This is a genomic window from Hoeflea sp. BAL378, from assembly GCF_000759435.1.
GTDB lineage: Bacteria > Pseudomonadota > Alphaproteobacteria > Rhizobiales > Rhizobiaceae > Hoeflea.
In genome coordinates, this window is record NZ_JRJG01000110.1 from 19,380 (window position 1) to 41,740 (window position 22,361).

Annotated in this window: 23 protein-coding genes; 14 read left to right on the forward strand and 9 right to left on the reverse strand. The window is 65.8% G+C overall.

Annotation, left to right across the window (positions count from 1 at the left end; genetic code table 11):
* Positions 1-53: 53 nt before the first annotated feature.
* Positions 54-1,469: a metalloprotease TldD gene (gene tldD, locus LL06_RS20105; protein ID WP_035531005.1), complete on the reverse strand. Its 1,416-nt coding sequence runs from the start codon at positions 1,467-1,469 to the stop codon at positions 54-56.
* A gap of 150 nt (positions 1,470-1,619) precedes the next feature.
* A complete protein-coding gene (locus LL06_RS20110; protein ID WP_052161762.1) occupies positions 1,620-2,096 on the reverse strand; it encodes an invasion associated locus B family protein in 477 nt (158 codons plus the stop codon).
* 435 nt (positions 2,097-2,531) lie between these two features.
* Here LL06_RS20110 and coxB point away from each other — a divergent pair, with 435 nt between their 5' ends.
* The 12 genes from coxB to rnhA all read left to right on the forward strand — a co-directional run bounded on the left by coxB (position 2,532) and on the right by rnhA (position 12,005).
* Complete coding sequence (gene coxB / locus LL06_RS20115; RefSeq protein ID WP_035530943.1) at positions 2,532-3,407, forward strand: cytochrome c oxidase subunit II; 876 nt, start codon at positions 2,532-2,534, stop codon at positions 3,405-3,407.
* Between the two features lie 17 nt (positions 3,408-3,424).
* Positions 3,425-5,080 carry a cytochrome c oxidase subunit I gene (ctaD, locus tag LL06_RS20120; protein WP_035530945.1) on the forward strand — a complete coding sequence of 552 codons (1,656 nt, stop codon included), beginning with the start codon at positions 3,425-3,427 and terminating at the stop codon, positions 5,078-5,080.
* Between the two features lie 147 nt (positions 5,081-5,227).
* On the forward strand, positions 5,228-6,175 hold the full coding sequence (locus tag LL06_RS20125) for a heme o synthase (protein WP_035530947.1): 948 nt from the start codon (positions 5,228-5,230) through the stop codon (positions 6,173-6,175).
* A gap of 2 nt (positions 6,176-6,177) precedes the next feature.
* On the forward strand, positions 6,178-6,327 hold the full coding sequence (locus LL06_RS27975) for a hypothetical protein (RefSeq protein WP_162835379.1): 150 nt from the start codon (positions 6,178-6,180) through the stop codon (positions 6,325-6,327).
* Positions 6,328-6,337: 10 nt separating this feature from the next.
* Entirely contained in the window at positions 6,338-6,937 is a 600-nt protein-coding gene (locus LL06_RS20130) for a cytochrome c oxidase assembly protein (protein ID WP_035530949.1), read from the forward strand.
* Positions 6,938-6,999: 62 nt separating this feature from the next.
* Positions 7,000-7,875 carry a cytochrome c oxidase subunit 3 gene (locus LL06_RS20135; protein WP_035530952.1) on the forward strand — a complete coding sequence of 292 codons (876 nt, stop codon included), beginning with the start codon at positions 7,000-7,002 and terminating at the stop codon, positions 7,873-7,875.
* Positions 7,876-7,975: 100 nt separating this feature from the next.
* Positions 7,976-8,359, forward strand: a complete 384-nt coding sequence (locus LL06_RS20140) for a DUF983 domain-containing protein (RefSeq protein ID WP_035530954.1) — start codon at positions 7,976-7,978, stop codon at positions 8,357-8,359.
* 7 nt (positions 8,360-8,366) lie between these two features.
* Positions 8,367-9,098: an SURF1 family protein gene (locus tag LL06_RS20145; protein WP_035530956.1), complete on the forward strand. Its 732-nt coding sequence runs from the start codon at positions 8,367-8,369 to the stop codon at positions 9,096-9,098.
* A 68-nt stretch (positions 9,099-9,166) separates the two neighbouring features.
* On the forward strand, positions 9,167-9,532 hold the full coding sequence (locus LL06_RS20150) for a DUF1304 domain-containing protein (RefSeq protein ID WP_035530958.1): 366 nt from the start codon (positions 9,167-9,169) through the stop codon (positions 9,530-9,532).
* 30 nt (positions 9,533-9,562) lie between these two features.
* Complete coding sequence (ispH, locus tag LL06_RS20155) at positions 9,563-10,561, forward strand: 4-hydroxy-3-methylbut-2-enyl diphosphate reductase (RefSeq protein WP_173426131.1); 999 nt, start codon at positions 9,563-9,565, stop codon at positions 10,559-10,561.
* A 2-nt stretch (positions 10,562-10,563) separates the two neighbouring features.
* The gene (locus LL06_RS20160) at positions 10,564-11,544 is read left to right on the forward strand and encodes a homoserine kinase (RefSeq protein ID WP_035530963.1); all 981 of its coding nucleotides are present in this window, start codon (positions 10,564-10,566) and stop codon (positions 11,542-11,544) included.
* Positions 11,541-12,005: a ribonuclease HI gene (rnhA, locus tag LL06_RS20165; protein ID WP_035530965.1), complete on the forward strand. Its 465-nt coding sequence runs from the start codon at positions 11,541-11,543 to the stop codon at positions 12,003-12,005. The genes LL06_RS20160 and rnhA overlap by 4 nt, the downstream gene beginning before the upstream one ends.
* Before the next feature lie 21 nt (positions 12,006-12,026).
* On the opposite strand, the gene LL06_RS20170 is transcribed toward rnhA, so the two are convergent.
* Together LL06_RS20170 and LL06_RS20175 are read right to left on the reverse strand one after the other, a co-directional pair.
* A complete protein-coding gene (locus LL06_RS20170) occupies positions 12,027-12,512 on the reverse strand; it encodes a peroxiredoxin (protein ID WP_035530967.1) in 486 nt (161 codons plus the stop codon).
* Positions 12,513-12,604: 92 nt separating this feature from the next.
* A complete protein-coding gene (locus tag LL06_RS20175) occupies positions 12,605-13,480 on the reverse strand; it encodes a protein-disulfide reductase DsbD domain-containing protein (RefSeq protein ID WP_052161760.1) in 876 nt (291 codons plus the stop codon).
* Between the two features lie 257 nt (positions 13,481-13,737).
* Here LL06_RS20175 and LL06_RS20180 point away from each other — a divergent pair, with 257 nt between their 5' ends.
* Positions 13,738-14,367 (forward strand): YqgE/AlgH family protein, encoded by a 630-nt coding sequence (locus LL06_RS20180; protein ID WP_035530969.1) that lies wholly within the window; start codon positions 13,738-13,740, stop codon positions 14,365-14,367.
* Between the two features lie 44 nt (positions 14,368-14,411).
* On the opposite strand, the gene LL06_RS20185 is transcribed toward LL06_RS20180, so the two are convergent.
* The 4 genes from LL06_RS20185 to thrC are packed head-to-tail and all read right to left on the reverse strand — an operon-like array spanning position 14,412 to position 20,699.
* Entirely contained in the window at positions 14,412-17,306 is a 2,895-nt protein-coding gene (locus LL06_RS20185) for an EAL domain-containing protein (RefSeq protein ID WP_035530971.1), read from the reverse strand.
* A 32-nt stretch (positions 17,307-17,338) separates the two neighbouring features.
* Positions 17,339-17,962, reverse strand: coding sequence for a GNAT family protein (locus tag LL06_RS20190; protein WP_035530973.1), 624 nt, complete (start codon positions 17,960-17,962; stop codon positions 17,339-17,341).
* A 22-nt stretch (positions 17,963-17,984) separates the two neighbouring features.
* The gene (locus LL06_RS20195; protein ID WP_035530976.1) at positions 17,985-19,283 is read right to left on the reverse strand and encodes a pitrilysin family protein; all 1,299 of its coding nucleotides are present in this window, start codon (positions 19,281-19,283) and stop codon (positions 17,985-17,987) included.
* 18 nt (positions 19,284-19,301) lie between these two features.
* Complete coding sequence (thrC, locus tag LL06_RS20200) at positions 19,302-20,699, reverse strand: threonine synthase (protein ID WP_035530978.1); 1,398 nt, start codon at positions 20,697-20,699, stop codon at positions 19,302-19,304.
* A gap of 162 nt (positions 20,700-20,861) precedes the next feature.
* On the opposite strand from thrC, the gene LL06_RS20205 reads away from it, so the two are divergent.
* Positions 20,862-21,425, forward strand: coding sequence for a hypothetical protein (locus LL06_RS20205; RefSeq protein WP_244447191.1), 564 nt, complete (start codon positions 20,862-20,864; stop codon positions 21,423-21,425).
* Positions 21,426-21,438: 13 nt separating this feature from the next.
* On the opposite strand, the gene LL06_RS20210 is transcribed toward LL06_RS20205, so the two are convergent.
* Positions 21,439-22,128 carry an HAD family phosphatase gene (locus LL06_RS20210; RefSeq protein WP_035530982.1) on the reverse strand — a complete coding sequence of 230 codons (690 nt, stop codon included), beginning with the start codon at positions 22,126-22,128 and terminating at the stop codon, positions 21,439-21,441.
* Between the last annotated feature and the right edge of the window lie 233 nt (positions 22,129-22,361).

A 22,361-nucleotide genomic window follows, 5' to 3' on the forward strand; every position in this document is an offset into this window, starting at 1 on the left:
AGATCTCAAGGGCAGGCGGCCCATCGGCCGCCGCGGGACCCGGCCAGTCGGGGTCAGGCCTGGGTGCCGCCCACGGTCATGGCGTTCATCAGGAGATGCGGCTGGCCGACGCCCACCGGCACGCTCTGGCCCGCCTTGCCGCACATGCCGATGCCGGTGTCGAGCGCGGAATCATTGCCGACCATCGAGATCCGCTGCATGGCTTCGGGTCCGTTGCCGATCAGCATCGCGCCGGTCACCGGCGCGCCGATCTTGCCGTCCTCGATCATGTAGGCCTCGGTGCAGCCGAACACGAACTTGCCCGAGGTGATGTCCACCTGACCGCCGCCGAAGGAGACGGCATAGAGGCCCTTCTTCACCGAGGAGATCATTTCTTCCGGCGTCCGGTCGCCCGACAGCATGTAGGTGTTGGTCATCCGCGGCATCGGCTGGTGCGCATAGGACTGGCGGCGGCCGTTGCCGGTGGGCGTCATGCCCATCAGCCGGGCATTCTGCCGGTCCTGCATGTAGCCCACCAGGATGCCGTCCTCGATCAGCACGTTGTAGCCCGAGGGCGTGCCCTCGTCGTCGACCGACAGCGAGCCGCGTCGGCCCTCGATGGTACCATCGTCGACCACGGTCACGCCCTTCGACGCCACCCGCTCGCCCAGGAGGCCTGCGAAGGCCGAGGTCTTCTTGCGGTTGAAATCGCCTTCCAGGCCGTGGCCCACGGCCTCGTGCAGCATGACTCCGGGCCAGCCCGCGCCCAGCACCACATCCATGGTGCCCGCGGGCGCCGGCACGGCTTCGAGATTGACCAGCGCCTGTCTCAACGCCTCGTCGGCGCCGTGACGCCAGCTTTCCTCGGTCAGGAAGTCGCCGAACAGCTTGCGGCCGCCCATGCCGTAGCTGCCGGTTTCCTGGCGGTCGCCCTTGCCGGCGACCACGGAAATGTTGAGCCGCGCCAGCGGCCGCACGTCGCGGACGCGGTGGCCGTCGGCGCGCAGGATCTCGACGATCTGCCAGTTGGCGGCGATCGAAACCGAGACCTGGCGGACCCGCTCGTCCTTGCTGCGCAGATACTGGTCGATGGTCTGCAGCAGCTTGACCTTGTCCTCGAAGCCCGGGGACGCGAGCGGGCTTTCGGCGGTGTAGAGCAGCTTGTTGGTGCGCTGCGGGGCGGCGCTGTAGACGCCGCTGGCGCCGCGCGTGACCGCGGAGACGGCATCCGCCGCCCGCTTCAGCGCCGCTTCCGACAAATCGCCCGCATGGGCGTAGCCGGAGCTCTCGCCGAGCACGGACCTCAGCCCGAAGCCGCGATCGGTGGAATAGGCGCCCGACTTCAGCTTGCCGTTGTCGAACAGCAGCGATTCGGTCTCCTCGTATTCGAGATAGAGCTCGCCGTCATCGGCGCCCTTGAGCGCGTCGGCGACGATCCTCTCCACCTGGGCTTCGGAGATGTCGAACTGGCTTGCGAGCGGATCCTGCATGGTCGTGTCCATTTTCTGATGAGATCATGGTGAATATATAGGAGCTCGCGGCGCGATTGGAACCGACCCGTTGATGACACGGGATGGTTCCGCGCAAGGACGGTCAGGCGAGGGTGGTCTCGACAGACGCGATGCTGCGGCGGCCACTCGTCACGGCAGCGCGGCATAGCCTTCGGTGAAGCCCGCGAGATCGACCGGGATGCCGATGCCTTCCTCGGGCGTCTGGAACACGATGAAGGTCGCCGTCGTGCCGCCGCGCAGCGTGGTCAGCAGCGTCTCGTCGAGGATCACCTCGGCATAGCAGCCGTCGGAGAAGCAGCGTACGAAATAGGCCCGGCCGATATCCTTGCCGTCGACATTGAGGCCGAGACCGGAGGGCAGCAGCACGCCGAGCGGCGCCAACACCCTGAGGATCTTCGCCTGCTGGTCGGCGGTCTTCAGCACCACGACAGAGAGCCCGACCTCGGGCCGGTCGTCGGCGATCACGTTCTGCATCAGCGCGCACTGCTCGCCCGGCGCGCCGGCGGGCGTGTCGCAGACGATCGACCAGGATCCATGGGTAGACTTGACCTTGCCGGCCTGCTGGGCGGACGCCTGGGTGGCGAGGCCCACGGGAGCGGCGAGCATGCAGAGGGCCAGAAGCGCGGTGCTGGCCGGATTGGATTTTCGTGCAAATGCCATTTGAACTCCCGGGTGCGGCCGAATCATCACGCATTTTGTAAATGGGAAGGGCCGAATTGTAACCCTTCCCGGCAACTCTCTCGCGTTTTGTGCGGCAAAAATGCGGCTTCGCGCCAAACCGGCGGGGCAGATGCGGCAATTCCCGTCCGGAGAGCCCGTCCCGAGGCCTGCCGGAGGGCCGGTCCCGGAGCGCGCCAACCGCCCTTTTGCAGCGCGATTGCGCGTCAAAACCCGGGGCACCCCATCGACCGTGCAAAATTGCCGCACTATCAACAGGTGACTACTGTTGCTAGCGATGTCATTCTGTGGTTTGAAGCGCCGGATATGTGAGGGATTCCGTCTGGTCACGCAGACGGTACTACACTCGAGGGAGAAATAAACGTGACCAACAAGCTTTTTGCAGGGCTTGCGGCGTCCGCAGTGCTGGGCGCAGGCCCGGCATTTGCTGCGCAGCCTGTTGACTGGCAGATGGGCTTCCAGCCCGCCGCCACAGAAATCATGACTCAGGTTCGCGGCTTTGAAGCCTACACGCTGTGGTTCGTGGTGCCGATCACGCTCTTCGTGCTGGCGCTGCTGCTCTATGTGATGGTGAAGTTCCGCGCGAGCGCCAATCCGGTCCCGTCGCGGACCAGCCACAATTCGCTCATCGAAGTGGTCTGGACGCTGGGCCCCGTGGTCATTCTCCTCGCGCTGGCGATCCCCTCCTTCAATCTCCTGACCGCGCAATACTCGCCGCCGCCGGCCGACATCACGGTCAAGGCGACCGGTTACCAGTGGTACTGGGGCTACGAGTACCAGACCGAAAACGAGCTCTCGTTCGACTCGCTGCTGCTGCAGGACGCCGACCGCGCGGGCTACGCCAAGGAAGACGTGGCCGCCTATCCGCGCCTGCTCGCCGTCGACAACGAGCTCGTCGTCCCGGTCGGCAAGACCGTGCGCCTGCTGGTCACGGCGGCCGATGTGCTGCACGCCTTCGCCATGCCGGCGTTCGGCGTCAAGATGGATGCGGTCCCCGGCCGCCTCAACGAGACCTGGTTCAAGGTTGATGTCGAGGGCCTCTATTACGGCCAGTGCTCCGAGCTGTGCGGCAAGGACCACGCCTTCATGCCGATCGCCGTCCGCGCGGTTGCCCAGGACAAGTACGACGCCTGGATCGCCACCGCCGCCGACGACATCGAGGCCGCCAACCGCAATCTGATGGCAGCCATCGACGCCGACGCCAAATCGGTCGCCGTTGCCGCCAACGCCAAGAATTAGTAGAGGGAACTGAGAGCATGGCCGGTTCAACTGTCGCTCACGATGACCACGACCACAAGCCGAAGGGGTTTGTGCGCCGCTGGATGTACTCCACCAACCACAAGGATATCGGGACGCTCTACCTGATATTCGCCATCATTGCCGGCGTCATCGGCGGCGCGCTGTCCATCGCCATGCGCATGGAGCTGCAGGAGCCCGGCATCCAGATCTTCCATGGCCTTGCCTCCATGGTCTACGGCTTCGAGGGCGACTCGGCCATCGACGGCGGCAAGCACATGTACAATGTGTTCACCACCGCCCACGGCCTGATCATGATCTTCTTCATGGTCATGCCGGCGCTGATCGGCGGCTTCGCCAACTGGATGGTGCCGATCATGATCGGCGCGCCGGACATGGCGTTCCCGCGGATGAACAACATCTCCTTCTGGCTGCTGCCGCCGGCATTCCTGCTGCTGCTGCTGTCGATGTTCGTCGAAGGCCCCGCCGGCGGCTACGGCACAGGCGGCGGCTGGACCATCTATCCGCCACTGTCGACCACCGGCCAGCCCGGCCCGGCCATGGATTTCGCCATCCTGTCGCTGCACATCGCCGGCGCCTCCTCGATCCTCGGCGCCATCAACTTCATCACCACCATCTTCAACATGCGCGCGCCGGGCATGACGCTGCACAAGATGCCGCTGTTTGCCTGGTCGGTGCTGATCACCGCCTTCCTGCTGCTGCTGTCGCTCCCGGTCCTGGCCGGCGGCATCACCATGCTGCTGACCGACCGCAACTTCGGCACCGCCTTCTTCTCGCCCGACGGCGGCGGCGATCCGATCCTGTTCCAGCACCTGTTCTGGTTCTTCGGCCACCCGGAAGTCTACATCCTGATCCTGCCGGCCTTCGGCATCATCAGCCACATCATCTCGACCTTCTCGCGCAAGCCCGTGTTCGGCTATCTCGGCATGGCCTACGCCATGGTCGCCATCGGCGCGGTCGGCTTCATCGTCTGGGCCCACCACATGTACACGGTCGGCCTGTCGCTCAACACGCAGCGCTACTTCGTCTTCGCCACGATGGTGATCGCGGTGCCGACCGGCGTGAAGATCTTCTCCTGGATCGCGACGATGTGGGGTGGCTCGATCACCTTCCGCACGCCGATGCTCTGGGCGATCGGCTTCATCTTCCTGTTCACCGTCGGCGGCGTCACCGGCGTCCAGCTCGCCAATGCCGGTCTCGACCGGGCCATGCACGACACCTACTACGTGGTTGCCCATTTCCACTACGTGCTGTCGCTCGGCGCCGTGTTCGCGATCTTCGCCGGCTGGTACTACTGGTTCCCGAAGATGACCGGCTACATGTACAACCCGCTGATGGCCCGCATCCACTTCTGGGTCACCTTCGTGGGCGTGAACCTCGTGTTCTTCCCGCAGCACTTCCTGGGTCTGGCCGGCATGCCGCGCCGCTACATCGACTATCCGGATGCGTTCGCCGGCTGGAACGCGGTGTCGTCCTACGGCTCCTACATCTCCGGCGTCGGCGTGCTGATCTTCCTCTACGGCGTCTGGGAAGCCTTCGCCAAGAAGCGCATCGCCGGCGACAATCCGTGGGGCGAGGGCGCAACCACGCTCGAATGGCAGCTTTCGTCGCCGCCGCCCTACCACCAGTGGGAAAAGCTGCCGCGCATCAAGTGATCGGTCGCCAAGGCGTGAAGTAAGGGCCGCCGGAGCCATCCGGCGGTCTGACACATTGAACCGGGCGCATAGCCCGGCCGCCGGACGCAGAGGCCCCGCACACCGGGACCCGCCGCTCCGGGAAGACGAGGGAAAGGCAAGTTGCCCATGGCAATGACCAACGACTACAAAGCTCCGACGATGCCCGCTGCCGGCCAGGTCCTGGACGGCGACGCAGGCGATTTCTTCGCGCTTCTGAAGCCGCGCGTCATGTCGCTGGTTGTCTTCACCGCTCTCGTCGGATTGCTGATGGCGCCGGGCGAGATCCATCCCGTGCTCGGCTTCATCGCGGTGCTGTCGATCGCCGTCGGCGCAGGCGCCTCGGGCGCGCTCAACATGTGGTACGACGCCGACATCGACATCCTGATGGGCCGCACCGCCAAGCGCCCGGTGCCCGCGGGCCGGATCTCGGCCGACGCGACGCTGGCCTTCGGCCTGTTCCTGTCGGTCTTCTCGGTGGCGATGCTCGGCCTGATGGTCAACTGGCTGTCGGCCGGCCTTCTGGCCTTCACCATCTTCTTCTACGCCGTCGTCTACACGATGTGGCTCAAGCGCTCGACGCCGCACAACATCGTCATCGGCGGCGCCGCCGGCGCCTTCCCGCCGATCATCGGCTGGGCCTGCGTGACCAATTCGATCTCGATCGAGAGCATCGCCCTGTTCGCCATCATCTTCCTGTGGACGCCGGCGCATTTCTGGGCCCTGGCGCTGTTCAAGGCGGAAGACTACGGACGCGCCGGCGTGCCGATGCTGCCCAATGTCGCCGGCGAGCGCGCCACCAAGACCCAGATCGTGATCTATTCCGTGCTCACCGCCGTGAGCGGCGTCGTGCCGACGCTGATGGGCTTCGCCGGCATCGCCTATGGGGTCGTTGCCGCCCTGCTCGGCGTGGCCTTCATCTGGTATGCGGTCCAGGTCTGGCGCATGGCCGACGGCGACAAGAAGATGATCCCGGCCAAGAAGCTGTTCGGCTATTCGCTGCTCTACCTGTTCGGCATCTTCACCGCGCTGCTGGTCGATGCGCTGGTCACCAAGTTCTTCGGCGTGGTGGTGTAATCATGGATCACGTTGAACTCACCGAACGGCAGAAGAAGGCGCGGCGCTCGCGCTCGGTGGCGCTCGGCATCGTTCTCGCCTGCCTGGTCGTGCTGTTTTACGTGGTGACGATCATCAAGGTCGGCCCCGGCATCTTCGACCGGCCGATGTGAGGAAAAAGCCATGAGCGACAAGCCCGGCAAGACAGCCAATCCGGCCAACAGGCGCATCGTTCTCGCCTGCTCGGCCTTCGTGTTGTCGATGGTCGGCGTCAGCTACGCCGCCGTGCCGCTCTACCAGCTCTTCTGCCAGGTGACGGGATACGGCGGCACGACGCAGCGCGTCGAACAGATGTCCGACACGATCCTCGACCGCACCATCAAGGTCCGCTTCGATTCCAACGTGGCCGCCGGCCTGCCCTGGACGTTCAAGCCGGACCAGCGCGAGGTCGAGCTCAGGATCGGCGAAACCATCCAGATCGCCTACACCGCGGAGAACCGCTCCGAGTCCACGACCTACGGCCAGGCGACCTTCAACGTCACGCCGATGTCGGCGGGCGCCTACTTCAACAAGATCCAGTGTTTCTGCTTTACCGAGAACGAACTCAAGCCCGGTGAAGTCATGAACATGCCGGTCGTCTTCTTCGTCGACCCGGCAATCGTCGACGATCCGGACGCCAAGGATGTCGACACCATCACCCTGTCCTACACTTTCTTCTCCCACGCACCGGAAAATCCCGTTGCGGCCGTGGCGGAGCCGGTGCAAGACAATGAAACCTTGTAAGAGCAACTGGGCTTCGGACCTGCTGTCCGGGGCTGGACTGATGACCATGGGGGAAAGCTGACATGGCCGACGCGCATCAAAAGAACCACGACTACCACATCATTGATCCAAGCCCCTGGCCGCTGATGGGATCCATCGGCGCGCTCGTCATGGCGCTTGGCGGCATCGGCTGGATGCAGGGCCTGAAGGGCGCCGATTCGCTGCTCGGCATGCCGATCACCAACCCGGTTCTGTTCCTGGTCGGTCTCGCCATCGTGCTCTACACCATGTTCGGCTGGTGGTCGGCGACCATCAAGGAGGCCCATGAGGGCCACCACACCCGCGTGGTCGGCCTGCACCTGCGCTACGGCATGATCATGTTCATCGCCTCGGAAGTGATGTTCTTCGTCGCCTGGTTCTGGGCCTTCTTTGACGCCAGCCTGTTCCCCGATGAAGTCCATCAGGTCGCCCGCGCCGCCTTCACCGGCGGCCAGTGGCCGCCCGCAGGCATCGAGGTGCTCGACCCGCTGCACCTGCCGCTCTACAACACCATCATCCTGCTGCTCTCGGGCACGACGGTGACCTGGGCCCACCATGCGCTGCTGCACGGCGACCGCAGGGGCCTGGTCAACGGCCTGGCGCTCACCGTGGCGCTCGGCATCCTGTTCTCGGCCGTCCAGGCCTATGAATATGTCCATGCCCCGTTCGCCTTCAAGGAATCGATCTACGGCGCCACGTTCTTCATGGCCACCGGCTTCCACGGCTTCCACGTGCTGATCGGAACGATCTTCCTGATCGTCTGCCTGATCCGCGCGATGAAGGGCGATTTCACGCCCAAGCAGCATTTCGGCTTCGAGGCGGCCGCCTGGTACTGGCACTTCGTCGACGTGGTCTGGCTGTTCCTGTTCTTCTCCATCTATGTGTGGGGATCCTGGGGTGCGCCGATCCACCACGGCTGAAAAACGCCTTGGACCGACCTATATCGGGGCGGCGGGGAAACCCGCCGCCCTTCGCATTTCGGCTTTTTGCAGTCACCCTGATCGAGCGAGGACTTTGACCATGACCAAGGACGAGGCGCATTATCCACCGGTCGACCCGGTGTCGGTCGGCCTGCGCGGCCGCTGCCCGCGCTGCGGCGAGGGCGCGATGCTCGAGGGCCTCCTCGGCGTCAAGCCGACATGCTCGGTCTGCGGGCTCGACTATTCCTTCGCCGACGCCGGCGACGGTCCGGCGGTGTTCGTCATCCTCATCATCGGCTTCATCGTCGTCGGCCTGGCGCTGTGGCTCGAGGTCAATTACAGCCCGGCCCTTTGGGTGCACCTGATCCTGTGGATCCCGCTGGCGACGGTGCTGACGCTCACGCTGCTGCGCGCCCTCAAGGGTCTGATGATCGCGCTCCAGTACCGCAACAAGGCGGCCGAGGGTAAGATCGACCGTGGCTGAGACGGAGATGGCGAAACCGCCGCGGCGCCAAAGGCGGTTCTGGGCGGCCCTGGTGCTGCTGCCGGTGGCGCTGGCGATCCTCGTGTCGCTCGGAACCTGGCAGGTCAAGCGGCTGCACTGGAAGGAGGACCTGCTGGCGTCGATCGAGCAGCGGCGGCATGCCGAGCCGCTCGACGTGGCCGGCGTCGAGGCCGAGCTTCAGGCGGGCCGGCCGGTCGATTACCGCGCGGCCAGCGCCTCGGGCACGTTCCTGCACGACAAGGAGCGCCACTTCTTCGCCACCTTCGAAGGCCAGTCGGGCTATTACCTCTACACGCCGCTGCAACTGGCTGACGGCCGCTTCCTGTTCGTCAACCGCGGCTTCGTGCCCTACGACCGCAAGGAGGCATCGACGCGTCCGGAAAGCCTGGTTGCGGGTGCGCAGCGCATCACCGGGCTGGCGCGCGCCAGGCTCGCCGAAAAGCCGTCTTCGCTGGTGCCCGACAACGACGAGGCCGGCAACATCTTCTACTGGAAGGACCTGGACCGCATGGCCGCGAGCGCCGGTCTGCCCGAGGGCCAGGTGCTGCCGTTCTTCCTGGACGCCGATGCCACGCCGGTCCCGGGCGGGCTGCCCAGGGGAGGGGTCACGGTGATCGACCTGCCCAACAGCCACCTGCAATACGCGATCACCTGGTACGGGCTGGCGCTGGCGCTGGCGGGGGTGAGCGTGTTTGCCTGGGTGAGACGGAAATCCTGAAAGCGGCTGGTGCGGCACCGCGCCGGCATGGTATCGGGGTGTTCGGCAGCAAGCGAAGAGGTGCACGGGTGGAAATTCTGGCAATCATTCTGGTGGCGCTCGTGGCCCTCGAGCATGTCTATATCCTCGTGCTCGAGATGTTCCTGTGGACCACCCCGCGCGGCATGAAGGCGTTCGGACTGAAACCCGACCAGGCCGCCCAGACGAAGGTGATGGCGGCCAACCAGGGGCTCTACAACGGATTTCTCGCCGCGGGCCTGATCTGGTCGCTGGTCCATCCGGATGCGGCGGTTGCTTTCGAGCTCAAACTGTTTTTCCTTGGCTGCGTTCTCGTGGCGGGCCTCTATGGCGGGGCGACCGCGTCGCGCAAGATCTTCGTGATCCAGGCGCTGCCCGCGGCGATCGCCCTCGGCGTCGTGCTGCTGGCGTCCTGATCCTGTTTGGCTGAACCCATGAATGATCCAATGACCAAAACTCCCCTGACCATCAGGCTCTGCGGCCCGCGCGGATTTTGCGCCGGCGTCGACCGCGCGATCCAGATCGTGGTGCTGGCGCTCAAGAAATACGGCGCGCCGGTCTATGTCCGCCACGAGATCGTCCACAACCGCTATGTGGTGGAGGGCCTCGAGTCGCTGGGCGCGATCTTCGTCGAGGAGATCGACGAGATCCCGGCCGAGCATCACGCCCAGCCGGTGATCTTCTCGGCCCATGGCGTGCCGAAATCCGTGCCCGCCGACGCCGCCTCGCGCAACCTGTTCTATCTCGACGCCACCTGTCCGCTCGTCTCCAAGGTGCACAAGCAGGCGATGCGGCACGAGCGACTCGGCCGCCACGTCGTGCTGATCGGCCACAAGGGCCACCCCGAGGTGATCGGCACCATGGGGCAGTTGCCGCCCGGCGCCGTGACGCTGGTGGAAACCGTGGCCGATGTCGACGCCTTCCAGCCCGCCGATCCGGCGGCGCTCGGTTTCGTCACCCAGACCACGCTGTCGGTCGACGACACCGCCGACGTGATCGCGCGCCTGCAGGCGAAGTTCCCGCTGATCACCGCGCCCGCAGCCGAATCGATCTGCTACGCTACCACCAACCGCCAGGAGGCGGTCAAGCAGGCGGCGCCCGGCTGCGATCTGTTCGTCGTCGTCGGCGCCCCCAATTCCTCCAATTCCAAGCGCCTGGTCGAGGTCGCGCTCAAGGCCGGCGCGAAGCAGTCGATCCTGTTGCAGCGCGCCCACGAGATCGACTGGGACGCGATCGGCGACATCGGTCTCCTGGGGATCTCGGCAGGCGCCTCGGCGCCGGAAGTGGTGGTCGATGAGATCATCGAGGCCTTCAAGGCGCGCTTCGACGCCACGATAGAACTCGCCGAGACCGTGCGCGAAACCGAGAATTTCCTGGTCAACCGCGAGCTGCGCGACGTGGAGCTGACCGTCGCCGACATGGCCTTTGTCAATGGAGTTGAGTAAGCATGGCGGTCTACACAGACGTCAACGAAGACCAGCTCAGGACCTTCCTGGGCGAATATGACGTGGGCACGCTCTTGTCCTACAAGGGCATCGCCGAGGGCGTGGAGAATTCCAACTTCCTGCTGCGCACCACCGCGGGCACCTTCATCCTCACGCTTTACGAAAAGCGCGTCAACCGCGACGACCTGCCGTTCTTCATCGGCCTGATGGATCACCTGGCGCTCAAGGGCCTGAGCTGCCCGCTGCCGATCACGCGGCGCGACGGCGGCCATCTGGGCGAGCTGGCCGGGCGTCCGGCGGCGATGGTGTCGTTCCTCGACGGCGCCTGGCTGCGCAAGCCGCAGGCCCAGCACTGCCGCGAGGTGGGGCGTGCGCTGGCCGAAATGCACCTGGCCGGCCGGGATTTTTCGATCCGCCGCGTCAACGCGCTCTCGGTGGCGGGCTGGCGGCCGCTGTGGGACGGCTCGCGCGACCGCGCCGACGAAGTCCAGCCGGGGCTGAAGGCGGAGATCGACGCCGACCTTGAGGCGCTCGAGCGCGGCTGGCCCGACAGCTTGCCCGAGGGGGTGATCCATGCCGATCTGTTCCCCGACAACGTGTTCTTCATCGGCGACCGGCTGTCCGGGCTGATCGATTTCTATTTCGCCTGCAACGATTTCCTCGTCTATGACGTGGCCATCTGCCTCAACGCCTGGTGCTTCGAGCCCGACGGCGCCTTCAACCACACCAAGGGCATGTCGCTGATCGACGGCTATGTGTCGGTGCGCCCGCTCGAGCCGCGCGAGGTCGACGCCCTGCCGCTGCTGGCGCGCGGCGCGGCGCTGAGGTTCTTCCTCACCCGGCTGCACGACTGGCTGACCACGCCCGAGGGCGCGCTGGTGGTCAAGAAGGACCCGCTCGAATATCTGCGCAAGTTGCGGTTCCACCGCAAGGTCGCCTCTGCGGCCGAATACGGTCTGCGCACAAAGGATCTGATATCGTGAAGCATGTCGAGATTTTCACCGACGGCGCCTGTTCGGGCAATCCGGGCCCGGGCGGCTGGGGCGCCATCCTGCGCCACGGCGAGACGTTGAAGGAGCTGTCGGGCGGCGAGGCCGAGACCACCAACAACCGCATGGAACTGCTGGCGGCGATCTCGGCGCTGAGCGCGCTCAAGAGCGCCTGCGAGGTCGATCTCTACACCGACAGCAAATACGTCATGGACGGCATCTCCAAGTGGATCTTCGGCTGGAAGAAGAACGGCTGGAAAACCGCTGACAAGAAGCCGGTCAAGAATGCCGAGCTCTGGCAGGCGCTGGACCAGGCCAACCAGCGCCACAAGGTCAAGTGGCACTGGGTCAAGGGCCATGACGGCCACATCGAGAACGAGCGCGCCGACGAACTTGCCCGCGCCGGCATGGCTCCTTTCAAACAGAAAACGGCGCCCCGCAGGAGCGCCGTCTGACGTTTCCTCGATCTGCGTGGATCAGAGCTGTTCGAGCAGGGCAGCAGCCCCGGAGGTGACGGCCTGGCCCGGCGAGTCCTCGACGTTGAGCGCGGTCACCTTGCCGTCCTCGACGATCATCGAATAGCGCTTCGAGCGGATGCCCAGCGTGCCGGCGGACAGGTCGGCGTCCATGCCGATAGCCTTGGTGAAGCCCGCGTCCCAGTCCGACAGGTAGCGCAGCTTGCCGGTGCCCTTGGTGGCCTTTTCCCAGGCCGCCATGACGAAGGCGTCATTGACCGAAACCACGGCGATCTCGTCCACGCCCTTGGCCAGGATGGCGTCGCGGTTCTCGAGGAAACCGGGCAGGTGGTTGAGGGTGCAGGTGGGCGTGAAGGCGCCGGGCACGGCGAACAGCACGACCTTCTTGCCGGTAAACAGGTCGCTCACCTTGGTCTCGGCCATCCCGTCGGCGGTCTTCTCCTTGAAAGTGGCCTCGGGCAGTTTGTCCCCAATTGCAATCGTCACGTCGGCGCTCCCTTGTTGCCGTTGATGTCATGGGTCGAATTTAGTGTTTCATGCGCCAATTGCGAGTGGCGATCTTGAAAAAACCGCACGGGTCACTCCCGCGCGAACCCCTCGACCGCCACGCTCTGCGCCATCGCCCGCTGACCCAGGGTAACGACCACGTCGAGTATGGCGCTATCGGCCTTTCTTGCCGCGTCGGACACGCGTTCCACCCGGACTGTCCAGCGGGCGGAGCCGCCGTCGTCGGAGGCAAGCTGCGGCGGGGCGAAGGCAAATCCGTCGGGTCCGGCGACGAAGAGTTCCGGCGCTATGCCCGCGGGCCGGAAGCCAGGCAGGCTGGCGGAGATCTCGAGCTCGGCGCCATCGCGGGCGAGAGCTGTCTTTTCCACGTTGAAGTCCGAACTTGCGGCCTCGGGCAGGCTGTCGAAGGCGTGCCGGACCGCGTCCTCGGCTCCGTCTCCGGCGACAGCGCCCCGGGGCAGGTCGACCTCGAACTCGGCCTGGAACGGAACGCAGATCTTCTCGCAGATGCCGATGAAGGCGCTGGCGCGGATCCGGGCGTCGCCGGAGCCCTCGCGGCGGAAGGTCAGCGGGAAGCGGACCGGCGCGGTGTAGCCGGCCCAGATCGCATAGCCGTCATCGACGCGCACCGGGGGCGGGTACTGCATCGACTGCAGCGTGATGCCCTGGCTCCGCGAGAAATCCAGCATCGGCGGGATGCCGGCGCTGCCCGGATCGCGCCAGTAGGTTTTCCAGCCGGGCTCGAGCGCGACATCGAGAATGCCGGTGATGGTCCCGTCCTCGCGCGGGGAGGGGTCGATCAGGAGCCGCATGCGCCCGCCTTCGGTCTCGGCCCAGCCGCTGTCGAGCGACAGGGCCGGCGCGGCGCCGAGGCAAAGCGCAACGGCTGCTGCGGCGCTCAGGAGAAACGCCCGGCGGGGGGGCGAGGCGGGGCGATGCAGGTTCATGGCGCCAGTCTAGCCGAACCGGGGTTTCCAAATCCATTCAATCCGGCGGGCCGGACGCTCATATTTCCGTGACCGGCCGGTCCCCGGCCAATGCCGGGGAGGCCCATGCAGCCCGTTCGGAGCGCGCTTCCGGGCTTGCGCACGGGCGATGGCAAAGGGCCGCCGTGCCGGAGATCGGCGGTGGTGCTTGAGCGCCAAGTTTGCGGCGCGGCGCTTTATCCCCTTTCCAAAACCCCAAAACTTGGTAGCATTCACTGATGCTAGGGATCGAAGACCATCTGTCCCGGCGGGACCGGGGGTGCCTGGACGGGCATTTCCTGGTCGCCATGCCGGGAATGACCGACGAGCGCTTTGAGCGCACCGTCATCTTCGTCTGCGCCCATTCGCAGAACGGCGCCATGGGCTTCATCCTCAACCGCCCGCAGCCGCTGAGCTTCGAGGACCTGGTCCAGAACCTCGATCTGGACGGCCGGGTCCAGCCCCGGGGACGTCCCGCCCGGAAGATCGGGATGAGCGAATGCGCCCGCGACTTTCCGATCCAGCTCGGCGGCCCGCTCGATTCCGGACGCGGCTTCGTGCTGCATTCGGACGATTACATCAGCCAGTCGACCATGCCGGTCAATGACGACCTGTGCCTGACGGCCACCGTCGACATCCTGCGCGCCATCAAGGACGGCTGCGGCCCGCGGCGCGGGATCATGCTGCTCGGCTATGCCGGCTGGGCGCCCGGCCAGCTCGAAAACGAGATCTTCGCCAATGCCTGGCTGAGCTGCCCGGCGAGCGACGACATCGTCTTCGATCCCGATCACACGACCAAATATGACCGGGTCCTGGCGTCGATGGGAATCTCCGCGGCCATGCTGTCGACCGAGGCCGGCCACGCCTGAGCGCGGCTTTGCGCCGGTGAGGCGTGGATGGACGACGATGCGTCTCAGCTCGCCTTGGCCACCGGAAAACGCTCCCTCAAGAGCTTCTGCACCGAATCCGTGCCGATCGGCGGGCCGAACAGGAAGCTCTGGCCGTAATCGCAGCCCATCTCCGAGAGCTTGATCGCGTCCTCCTCCGAGGCCACGCCCTCGGCCACCACCCGCATGTCGAGCTGCTTGGCGAGTTCGACGATCGAGCGGATCAGGATGCCGCCCTTGTCGGAGCGGTCGATCACCAGCGACTTGTCGATCTTGAGGGTCTTGAACGGGAACCGCGTGAGATAGGCGAGCGACGAATGCCCGGTGCCGAAATCATCAAGCGTCAGCCCGATGCCGGCGTCGGCCAACCGCGACAGCGTCATCAGCGCCTGCTGCGGATTGTGCATCACCAGGGTCTCGGTCAGTTCCAGCCGGAACCGGGTCGGGTCGCAGCGCGTGGCCGAGATCACCTTGATCACGTCGTTGCACAGATCGCTCTTGAGAAGCTGCGCGCTCGACAGGTTGACCGACATGAACACCGGCAATTCGCCCAGCGTCTCCTGCCAGCGCGCCAGGTCTTCGGCCGATTGCTTGAGCGAGTACATGCCGAGTTCGAGGATCAGGTCGGAGGTCTCCGCCACGGGAATGAACTCGGACGGCGGCACCGTGCCGCGCTTGGGATCTTCCCATCGGAGCAGGGCCTCGAAGCCGGCGATCTCGGCGTCCTTCAGCTCGACAATCGGCTGGTAGACCAGCCTCAGCTCGCGCCGTTCCACCGCCCGGCGCAGGTCGCTCTCGAGTCGCTGCCGGTCAGAGCCGACGGTGCGGAAGGCCGGCCGGAACGGTTCGATCCGGTTGCCGCCGAAGCGCTTGGCCTGGTACATCGCCAGCTCCGCGTCCTTCATCAGGTCGTCGGGCACGGCGTTGTTCTCGACCCAGGTCACCAGGCCGATCGAGGCGGTGAGCCTGATGTCCTGTCCGGCGAAATCGATCGGCGCGGAAATCGCCTTGGAGATCGCCTCGGCGAGTGCTGCCACCTTGACCGCGTCCTGCTCCGACACCAGCACCAGTCCGAACTGGTCGCCCGAGATGCGGGCCAGCGTGTCCTGCGGCTTGAGGAGCCGCTTCATCCGCCGCGTCAACGCCAGCAGGATCGTGTCGCCGACCGACATGCCGAGCTTGTCATTGACCTGCTTGAACCGGTCGAGATCGACCATGAACACGCTCGGCCGCACATCCGGATTGCGCTCGGCCATCGAGATCATGGTCTGCAGCCGGTCGAGGAACAATTGCCGGTTCGGGAGCCCGGTCAGGTTGTCGTGCACCGCATCGTGCAGCAGCCGGTCTTCCGAGGTCTTCTGCTCGGTGACGTCGATGATGGTGCCAACGCAGCGGATGACTTCGCCGTTCGATCCCAGCACCGGACGCGCGCGGAGCGACATCCAGTGGTAATGGCCGTCCTCGGCGCGCATGCGGAACTGGTGGCTGAGCCGGCCCCTGCGGTGCTCGAGCATGACGTCGAGCGCGGTGCGGAACCGGTCGCGGTCGTCGGCGTGGATGCGCGGCAGCCAGTTGCGCGCGGGTCCCCCGAGCGCGCCCGGAGAAAGGCCGAGCTGCGGCGCGAGGTCGGGCGAGGTGACGAGCCGGTCCCTGGCGACGTCCCAGTCCCAGACCGTGTCGCCCGAGCCCGCCAGCGCCATCGCCTGGCGCTCCATGTCGGAAAACAGCCCCTGGTGATAGGCGCCGCCGGCAAAGGCGTGCTGCATCACGGTGAAGCCCATCAAGAGCACGATCAGCACCAGGCCGCCGCCGAGCGCCGGCTGGACGATGTCGTTGGCGAGCTGGCCGGTCACGGTCACCCAGGCCCCGAACAGCCAGCATAAGATCAACGCCCAGGTGGGAATCAGCATCACCGCCCGGTCGTAGCGGTTGAAGCCCAGATAGGCGATCAGCGCCACGCCCGCGAGCGCCGTGGCGGCGAACGACATGCGGGCGATGCCGGAGGCCACCGGCGGGTCGTAGATCGCCACCGCGAACAGCCCGCCCAGGCCAAGGATCCAGGCCACGGTGACGTAGGAGAGATTGGTGTGCCAGCGGTTGAGATTGAGATAGGTGAACAGGAACACCACGAGCCCGGTGGCGAGCAGCACCTCGGTGCCCGAGCGCCAGATCCGCTCGTCGCCGGGCGTGACGCTGATCAGCTTGGAGAGGAACCCGAAATCCACCGAGACATAGGCCAGCACCGCCCAGGCCAGCGCCGCGGTGGCGGGCAGCATCGACGTGCCCTTGACCACGAACAGGATGGTCAGGAACACCGCGAGCAGGCCGGCGATGCCGAGCACGATGCCGCGGTAGAGCGTGTAGGCGTTGACGGTGTCCTTGTAGGCCTCCGGCTCCCACAGATAGATCTGCGGCAGTTGGGGCGCCGCCAGTTCGGCGACGAAGGTGATCACCGTGCCCGGATTGAGGGTGATGCGGAAGACGTCGTCCTCGCTGCTTTCGACCTTGTCGAGCGCGAAGCCTTCGCTCGGCGTGATGCTCAGGATGCGCGCCGAGCCGAGATCGGGCCAGAGGATGCCCGAGCCGACCAGCCGGAAATGCGGCGCGACGATCAGCCGGTCGATCTGCTCGTCGGTGACATTGGCGAGCGCGAACACCGCCCAGTCGCCCGAATGCTGGGTCGAACTGGCGCGGACCTCGATCCGCCGCACGATCCCGTCCGATCCGGCCGCGGTGGAGACCTGGAAGGCCTCGCCGCGGCGCTTGTAGATCTCGGTCGTGGCGGTGAGGTCGAGCGCGGTGTCGTCGCGGCTGATCTTGACCGGCTCGATGGCATGCGCCGCCGGCGCAAGGGCCATGACCAGGCACATCAACAGCAGGCAGAGCGCCGCCCGGACGCGGCAGGCCGCCAGGGCGCGCATCGACCGGACATCAGTGAATCGGGAATTGCATATCATCCGCCGGAACCGGATCCTTTCGCACGCATGGACTGCCAGTCGTCGGCAACCAGCGCGTAGAGCAGGTGATCGCGCCAGGCGCCATTGATCTTCAGGTAGCCGCGCAAGTATCCCTCACGCTGAAACCCGACCTTTTCAAGGACGCGCTGGCTCCTCTGGTTGTCGGGAATACAGGCCGCCTCTATCCGGTGCAACCGCATCCTGTCAAACACATGGGGAATGAGGGATTTAAGCGCGTCGGCCATCAGGCCCTTGCCCGCATGCTGCTCCCCCATCCAGTAGCCGAGCGCGCAGCAATCCGCCGCCCCCCGCCGGATCGCGCCCAGCGTCACGCCGCCGACGAGCCGTCCCGTGGACTTGTGGCAGACAAACAGGGGCAGCGCCACGCCGGCCTCGCGGTCGGCCTCGTAGCGCCGGATCCGGTAGCGGAAGGCCGGGCGGGTGAGGTCGTCCTCCGGCCAGCGCGGCTCCCAGGGTTCGAGGAATTCCCGGCTTGCCGCCCGGAGCTTGGCCCATTCGGCATGATCGCCCACCACGGGATGGCGCAGATAGGTCCGTTCCCCTTCCAGCCGGAACTCGTCGAGTGCCCGGCTGCGGAAACGAAACACCGGAGGCGCCATGGCGGGACTGATCCTTGCAGGTTTACTCGGCCGCGGCGGTGCGCCCGCCATGTCTGCCAAGTGTGTGGGCCATGTCCGGGATCGTCAGCAGATTGCCGATCGGCCCGATCGCCGACACCGTGATCGGGGTATCGAAGAACAGCCGTCCGGCAAGGTCCGACAGGCGCTTGGGCGTGAGGTTGGCGAGCCGCTCCATCAGTTCGGCATTGCTGACCGGGCGCCCGAACAACAGCATCTGGCGGGCGATCTGGCTGGCGCGGGCCGCGGGGCTTTCCTGCGCCATCAAAAGGCCCGAGCGGACCTGGGCGCGCGAGCGGTTGATTTCCTGCTCCTCGACGCCGTCGGCGGCCTTGGCGAGTTCCGACAGGATGACCGGCACCAGTTCGGCCAGATCCTCGGCGCCGGTTGCGGCATGGACGCCGAACAGGCCCGAATCCGAGAATCCCCAGTGGAAGGCGTAGACCGAGTAGCAAAGCCCGCGCTTTTCGCGCACTTCCTGGAACAGCCGCGAGGACATGCCGCCGCCCAGGATGTTGGCGAGCAGTTGCGAGCAGTAGAAATCCCGCACCTGGTAGGCCCGGCCCTCGAAGCCGATCAGCACCTGGGCGTCCATCAGGTCGCGGCTCTCGCGATAGTCGCCGCCAGTGTACTTGGCGGTCGGGATGGCGCGTAATTGCGTTCCCGTCGGCATGATCGACTGGCCGAAGCGCTCGTCGACCAGCTTGACGAAGGCGTCGTGGTCGACAGCGCCGGCGGCGACCACCACCACGCGGTCGCCGGTGTAATGGCGGGCGAGATAGGCGCGGATCTGCGCCGGGGTGAAGGATTTGACCGTCTCCGGCGTCCCCAGGATCGGCCGGCCGATGGTCTGGTCGCGGAAGGCGGCTTCGGTGAACTTGTCGTAGACGACATCGTCGGGCGTGTCGTTGGCGGCGCCGATCTCCTGCAGGATCACGTGTTTTTCGCGGGTCAGCTCATCCTCGTCGAAGACCGAGTCGGTGAGGATGTCGTGCAGGATGTCGATGGCCAGCGGCACGTCGTTCCTGAGCACGCGGGCGTAATAGGAGGTGGTTTCCGTCGAGGTCGCGGCATTGAGCTCGCCGCCGACATTCTCGATCTCCTCGGCGATCTGCCGGGCGCTGCGCTTGCGGGTGCCCTTGAACGCCATGTGCTCGAGCAGATGGGCGATGCCATGTTCGGCCGCGGTCTCGTCGCGCGAGCCGGATTTCACCCAGACGCCGAGAGCCACGCTCTCCAGGTGGGGCATCGTTTCGGTCACGACGGTGACGCCATTGCCGAGAGTGGTTGTCTGAACTTTCATACTGTCACTTTCCCCGGATCATCGCGATGCCCGCGTCAGGGACAGGATATGGGCTTCCACCTTGTCCTGTTCATTGGGCAATACGCTGAACCGTTCCTCCCGTTGCATCAGGTCAGAGAGCCACGACGGGAGCGCGGGGTCAATACCACAGGCTTTTTTTACGGCATCGGGGAATTTCGCCGGATGCGCGGTCGCCAGCGTGATCATCGGCGCCGACGGTTTTTCGAACCTGTTTGCGACATGAACCGCCACGGCGGTATGGGGATCGAGAACGTATCCGGTCGCGGCCTGGGTGTCGCGGATCATCGCCATGACCTGGCGTTCGCTCGCCCGGCCGGCGCGGAACTCCTTGCGGATCGCCTTGAGCGCCGGCTCGTCGATATCGAAGGCGCCGGACTGCTTGAGGCTCGACATCGCCCGGCGCACCGCGCCTGCATCGCGTCCGAAGGCGTCAAACAGCAGCCGCTCGAAATTCGACGAGATCTGGATGTCCATCGAGGGCGAGGAGGTGGGGTGGACGCCGCGCATCTCGTAGCGCCCGGTCTTCATCGTCCGCGCCAGGATGTCGTTCTCGTTGGTGGCGATCACCAGCCTGTCGATCGGAAGCCCCATGCGCTTGGCGCAATAGCCGGCGAAGACATCGCCGAAATTGCCGGTGGGCACCGTGAACGAGACCTTGCGGTCGGGGCTGCCGAGCGAGACGGCGGCGGTGAAGTAATAGACGATCTGGGCCATGATCCGCGCCCAGTTGATCGAGTTGACGCCCGACAGGCGCACCCGATCGCGGAACGGGCCGTGGTTGAACATGGCTTTGACCAGGTCCTGGCAGTCGTCGAAATTGCCCTTGAGCGCCATCGCATGGACATTGCCGGCCTTCGACGTGGTCATCTGCCGCTGCTGCACCGGCGACACGCGGCCTTCGGGAAACAGGATGAAGATGTCGGTGCGGTCGCGCCCGGCAAAGGCGTCGATCGCCGCGCCGCCGGTGTCGCCGGAGGTGGCGCCGACGATGGTGGCGCGCTCGCCGCGCTTGGCCAGCACGTGGTCCATCAGCCGGGCGATGAGCTGCATCGCCACGTCCTTGAAGGCGAGCGTCGGCCCATGGAACAGCTCGAGCACGAAGGCATTGGCGCCGCTTTGCGTGAGCGGCACCACCGCCGGATGGCGGAAGGTGGCGTAGGCCTCGTCGATCATGGCGCGCAGCGACTCAGGCTCGATCTCGCCCGCCGTGAACGGCTCGATCACCCGGAAGGCGATCTCCTGGTAGCTCTGGCCGCGAAAGCCGCGGATGTCCTTGCGGGTGAAGACGGGCCACTGGCTCGGCACATAAAGCCCACCGTCGCGGGCCAGCCCAGCCAGCAAGGCATCGCTGAAACCCAATGAAGGCGCTTCGCCTCGAGTTGAAATATAGTCCACAGACAATTTCTCCGGTGGTGGACGCGGATCGCGCAAGATGAGATAACGCCGGTCGAATTTTCGCCGCGCGGCTGATATAGACCATGGGCGCTCGTCATGCAAAGGCCACACTCCGACCGGAGGGGTTTCTCCCGGCCAAGTGCGGATAAAGGTAGGTGTATCGTGTCAGACAGATTGTTGCGTTTCGTTCCTGCTCTCCTGGGCGCCGCCCTGATCGCCGGCTGCACATCGGCCGATCCGCGCGCCGTTCTCAATCCCGGCGCGGGCGGCCAGCAGGCTGCGATCGATCCGGTGACCAATTCCGAAGTCATCCAGGGGACCTGCCCCCAGGTCGTCCTGCGCGAGGGCACGGCCTATTACCGGCAATTCGCCAAGGGCGGCGACGGCGATCCGGCCAAGATCATGCACCAGGCCTCGATCTCCGACACGACGCGGCAGTGCCGCATCAGCGGCGACCAGATGATCATCACCGTCGCGGTGTCGGGGCGCGTGGTTACAGGCCCGGCGGGCAAGGCCGGGACGGTCGAAGTGCCGGTCCGCGTCGCCGTGATCGAAGGCGAGAACGTGCTTTACTCGGACCTGCAGAAGCACCCGGTGACCCTTCTCGAAGGCATGCCGGCCGAGCAGTTCATCTTCACCAATTCCAGCGTCACCTTTCCGGCCGCCTCCGCCCGCTCGGTCAAGCTCTATGTCGGCTTCGACCCGGGCCCCTACGACACCCCCTGAGACCCGCTGTCCGTCAGAGAAGCTCGGACCAGCCCGCCAGCGCCTCGACCGTGGCGGGGAGGTCGCTCATGCGCCGGATCACGGTTTCCGCCCCGGCTTCGGTCAATTGGTCGGCATGGCCGGGAAAGCTGTGCGAGCCGCCGGTGAAGCCCACCACGCGCATGCCGGCGGCGGTCGCCGCATGGATGCCATGCACCGAATCCTCGATCACCAGGACGCCTGACGGCTTGACGTTGAACTGGCTGGCGCCATGCAGGAACACGTCTGGCGCGGGTTTGGTGCGGCCTTCGCCGAGGTCTCGCGCCGAATAGACGTGCTCGCCGAACAGCCGGTCGATGCCGGTGCGCGCGAGCATGGTCCTGAGCCGCGGCAGGGTGGAATTCGAGCATATGCAGCGCGGTCCGGGGATCCTGAGGATCGCTTCCATGGCGCCGTCGATGGCCTGCACCTCGGCCGCGAGCCGGATGTCGAGCAGCCGCTCGGACTCGTCGAGCAGCCGCGCCGACAGCGGAATGCTTGACTGGCGCTCCACCTCGAACAGGATGTCCTTCCAGGTCAGTCCGGCGAAGCGCTCGGCCATTTCCTCGACGCTGATCGGAAAGCCCGCTTCGGTCAGAAGCTCGGATTCCACCTGCGCCGCGATGATCTCGCTGTCGACGAGAACGCCGTCGCAATCATAGATGATGAGGTCGAAACCGGGCATGGGACTGCTCCTGCTAAAGGGGAGACGGAAGGGACGGGAGGCCACCGCACGTACAGCATGGCCTCTCCGCAGGCAAGGACAGATGGGGCGCCTGCACCGCTGGCGAAGCATCCGGCAAGAGTACGGCGCAAGCCCGGCCGGCGAGCGCGGGCGCCTTTCTGCCGCCTCGGGATCCCGAAAAGGGATGAGCCGGCGCGCCGTTCACCGGATGTTTACCCTGTTCGGTAACCATG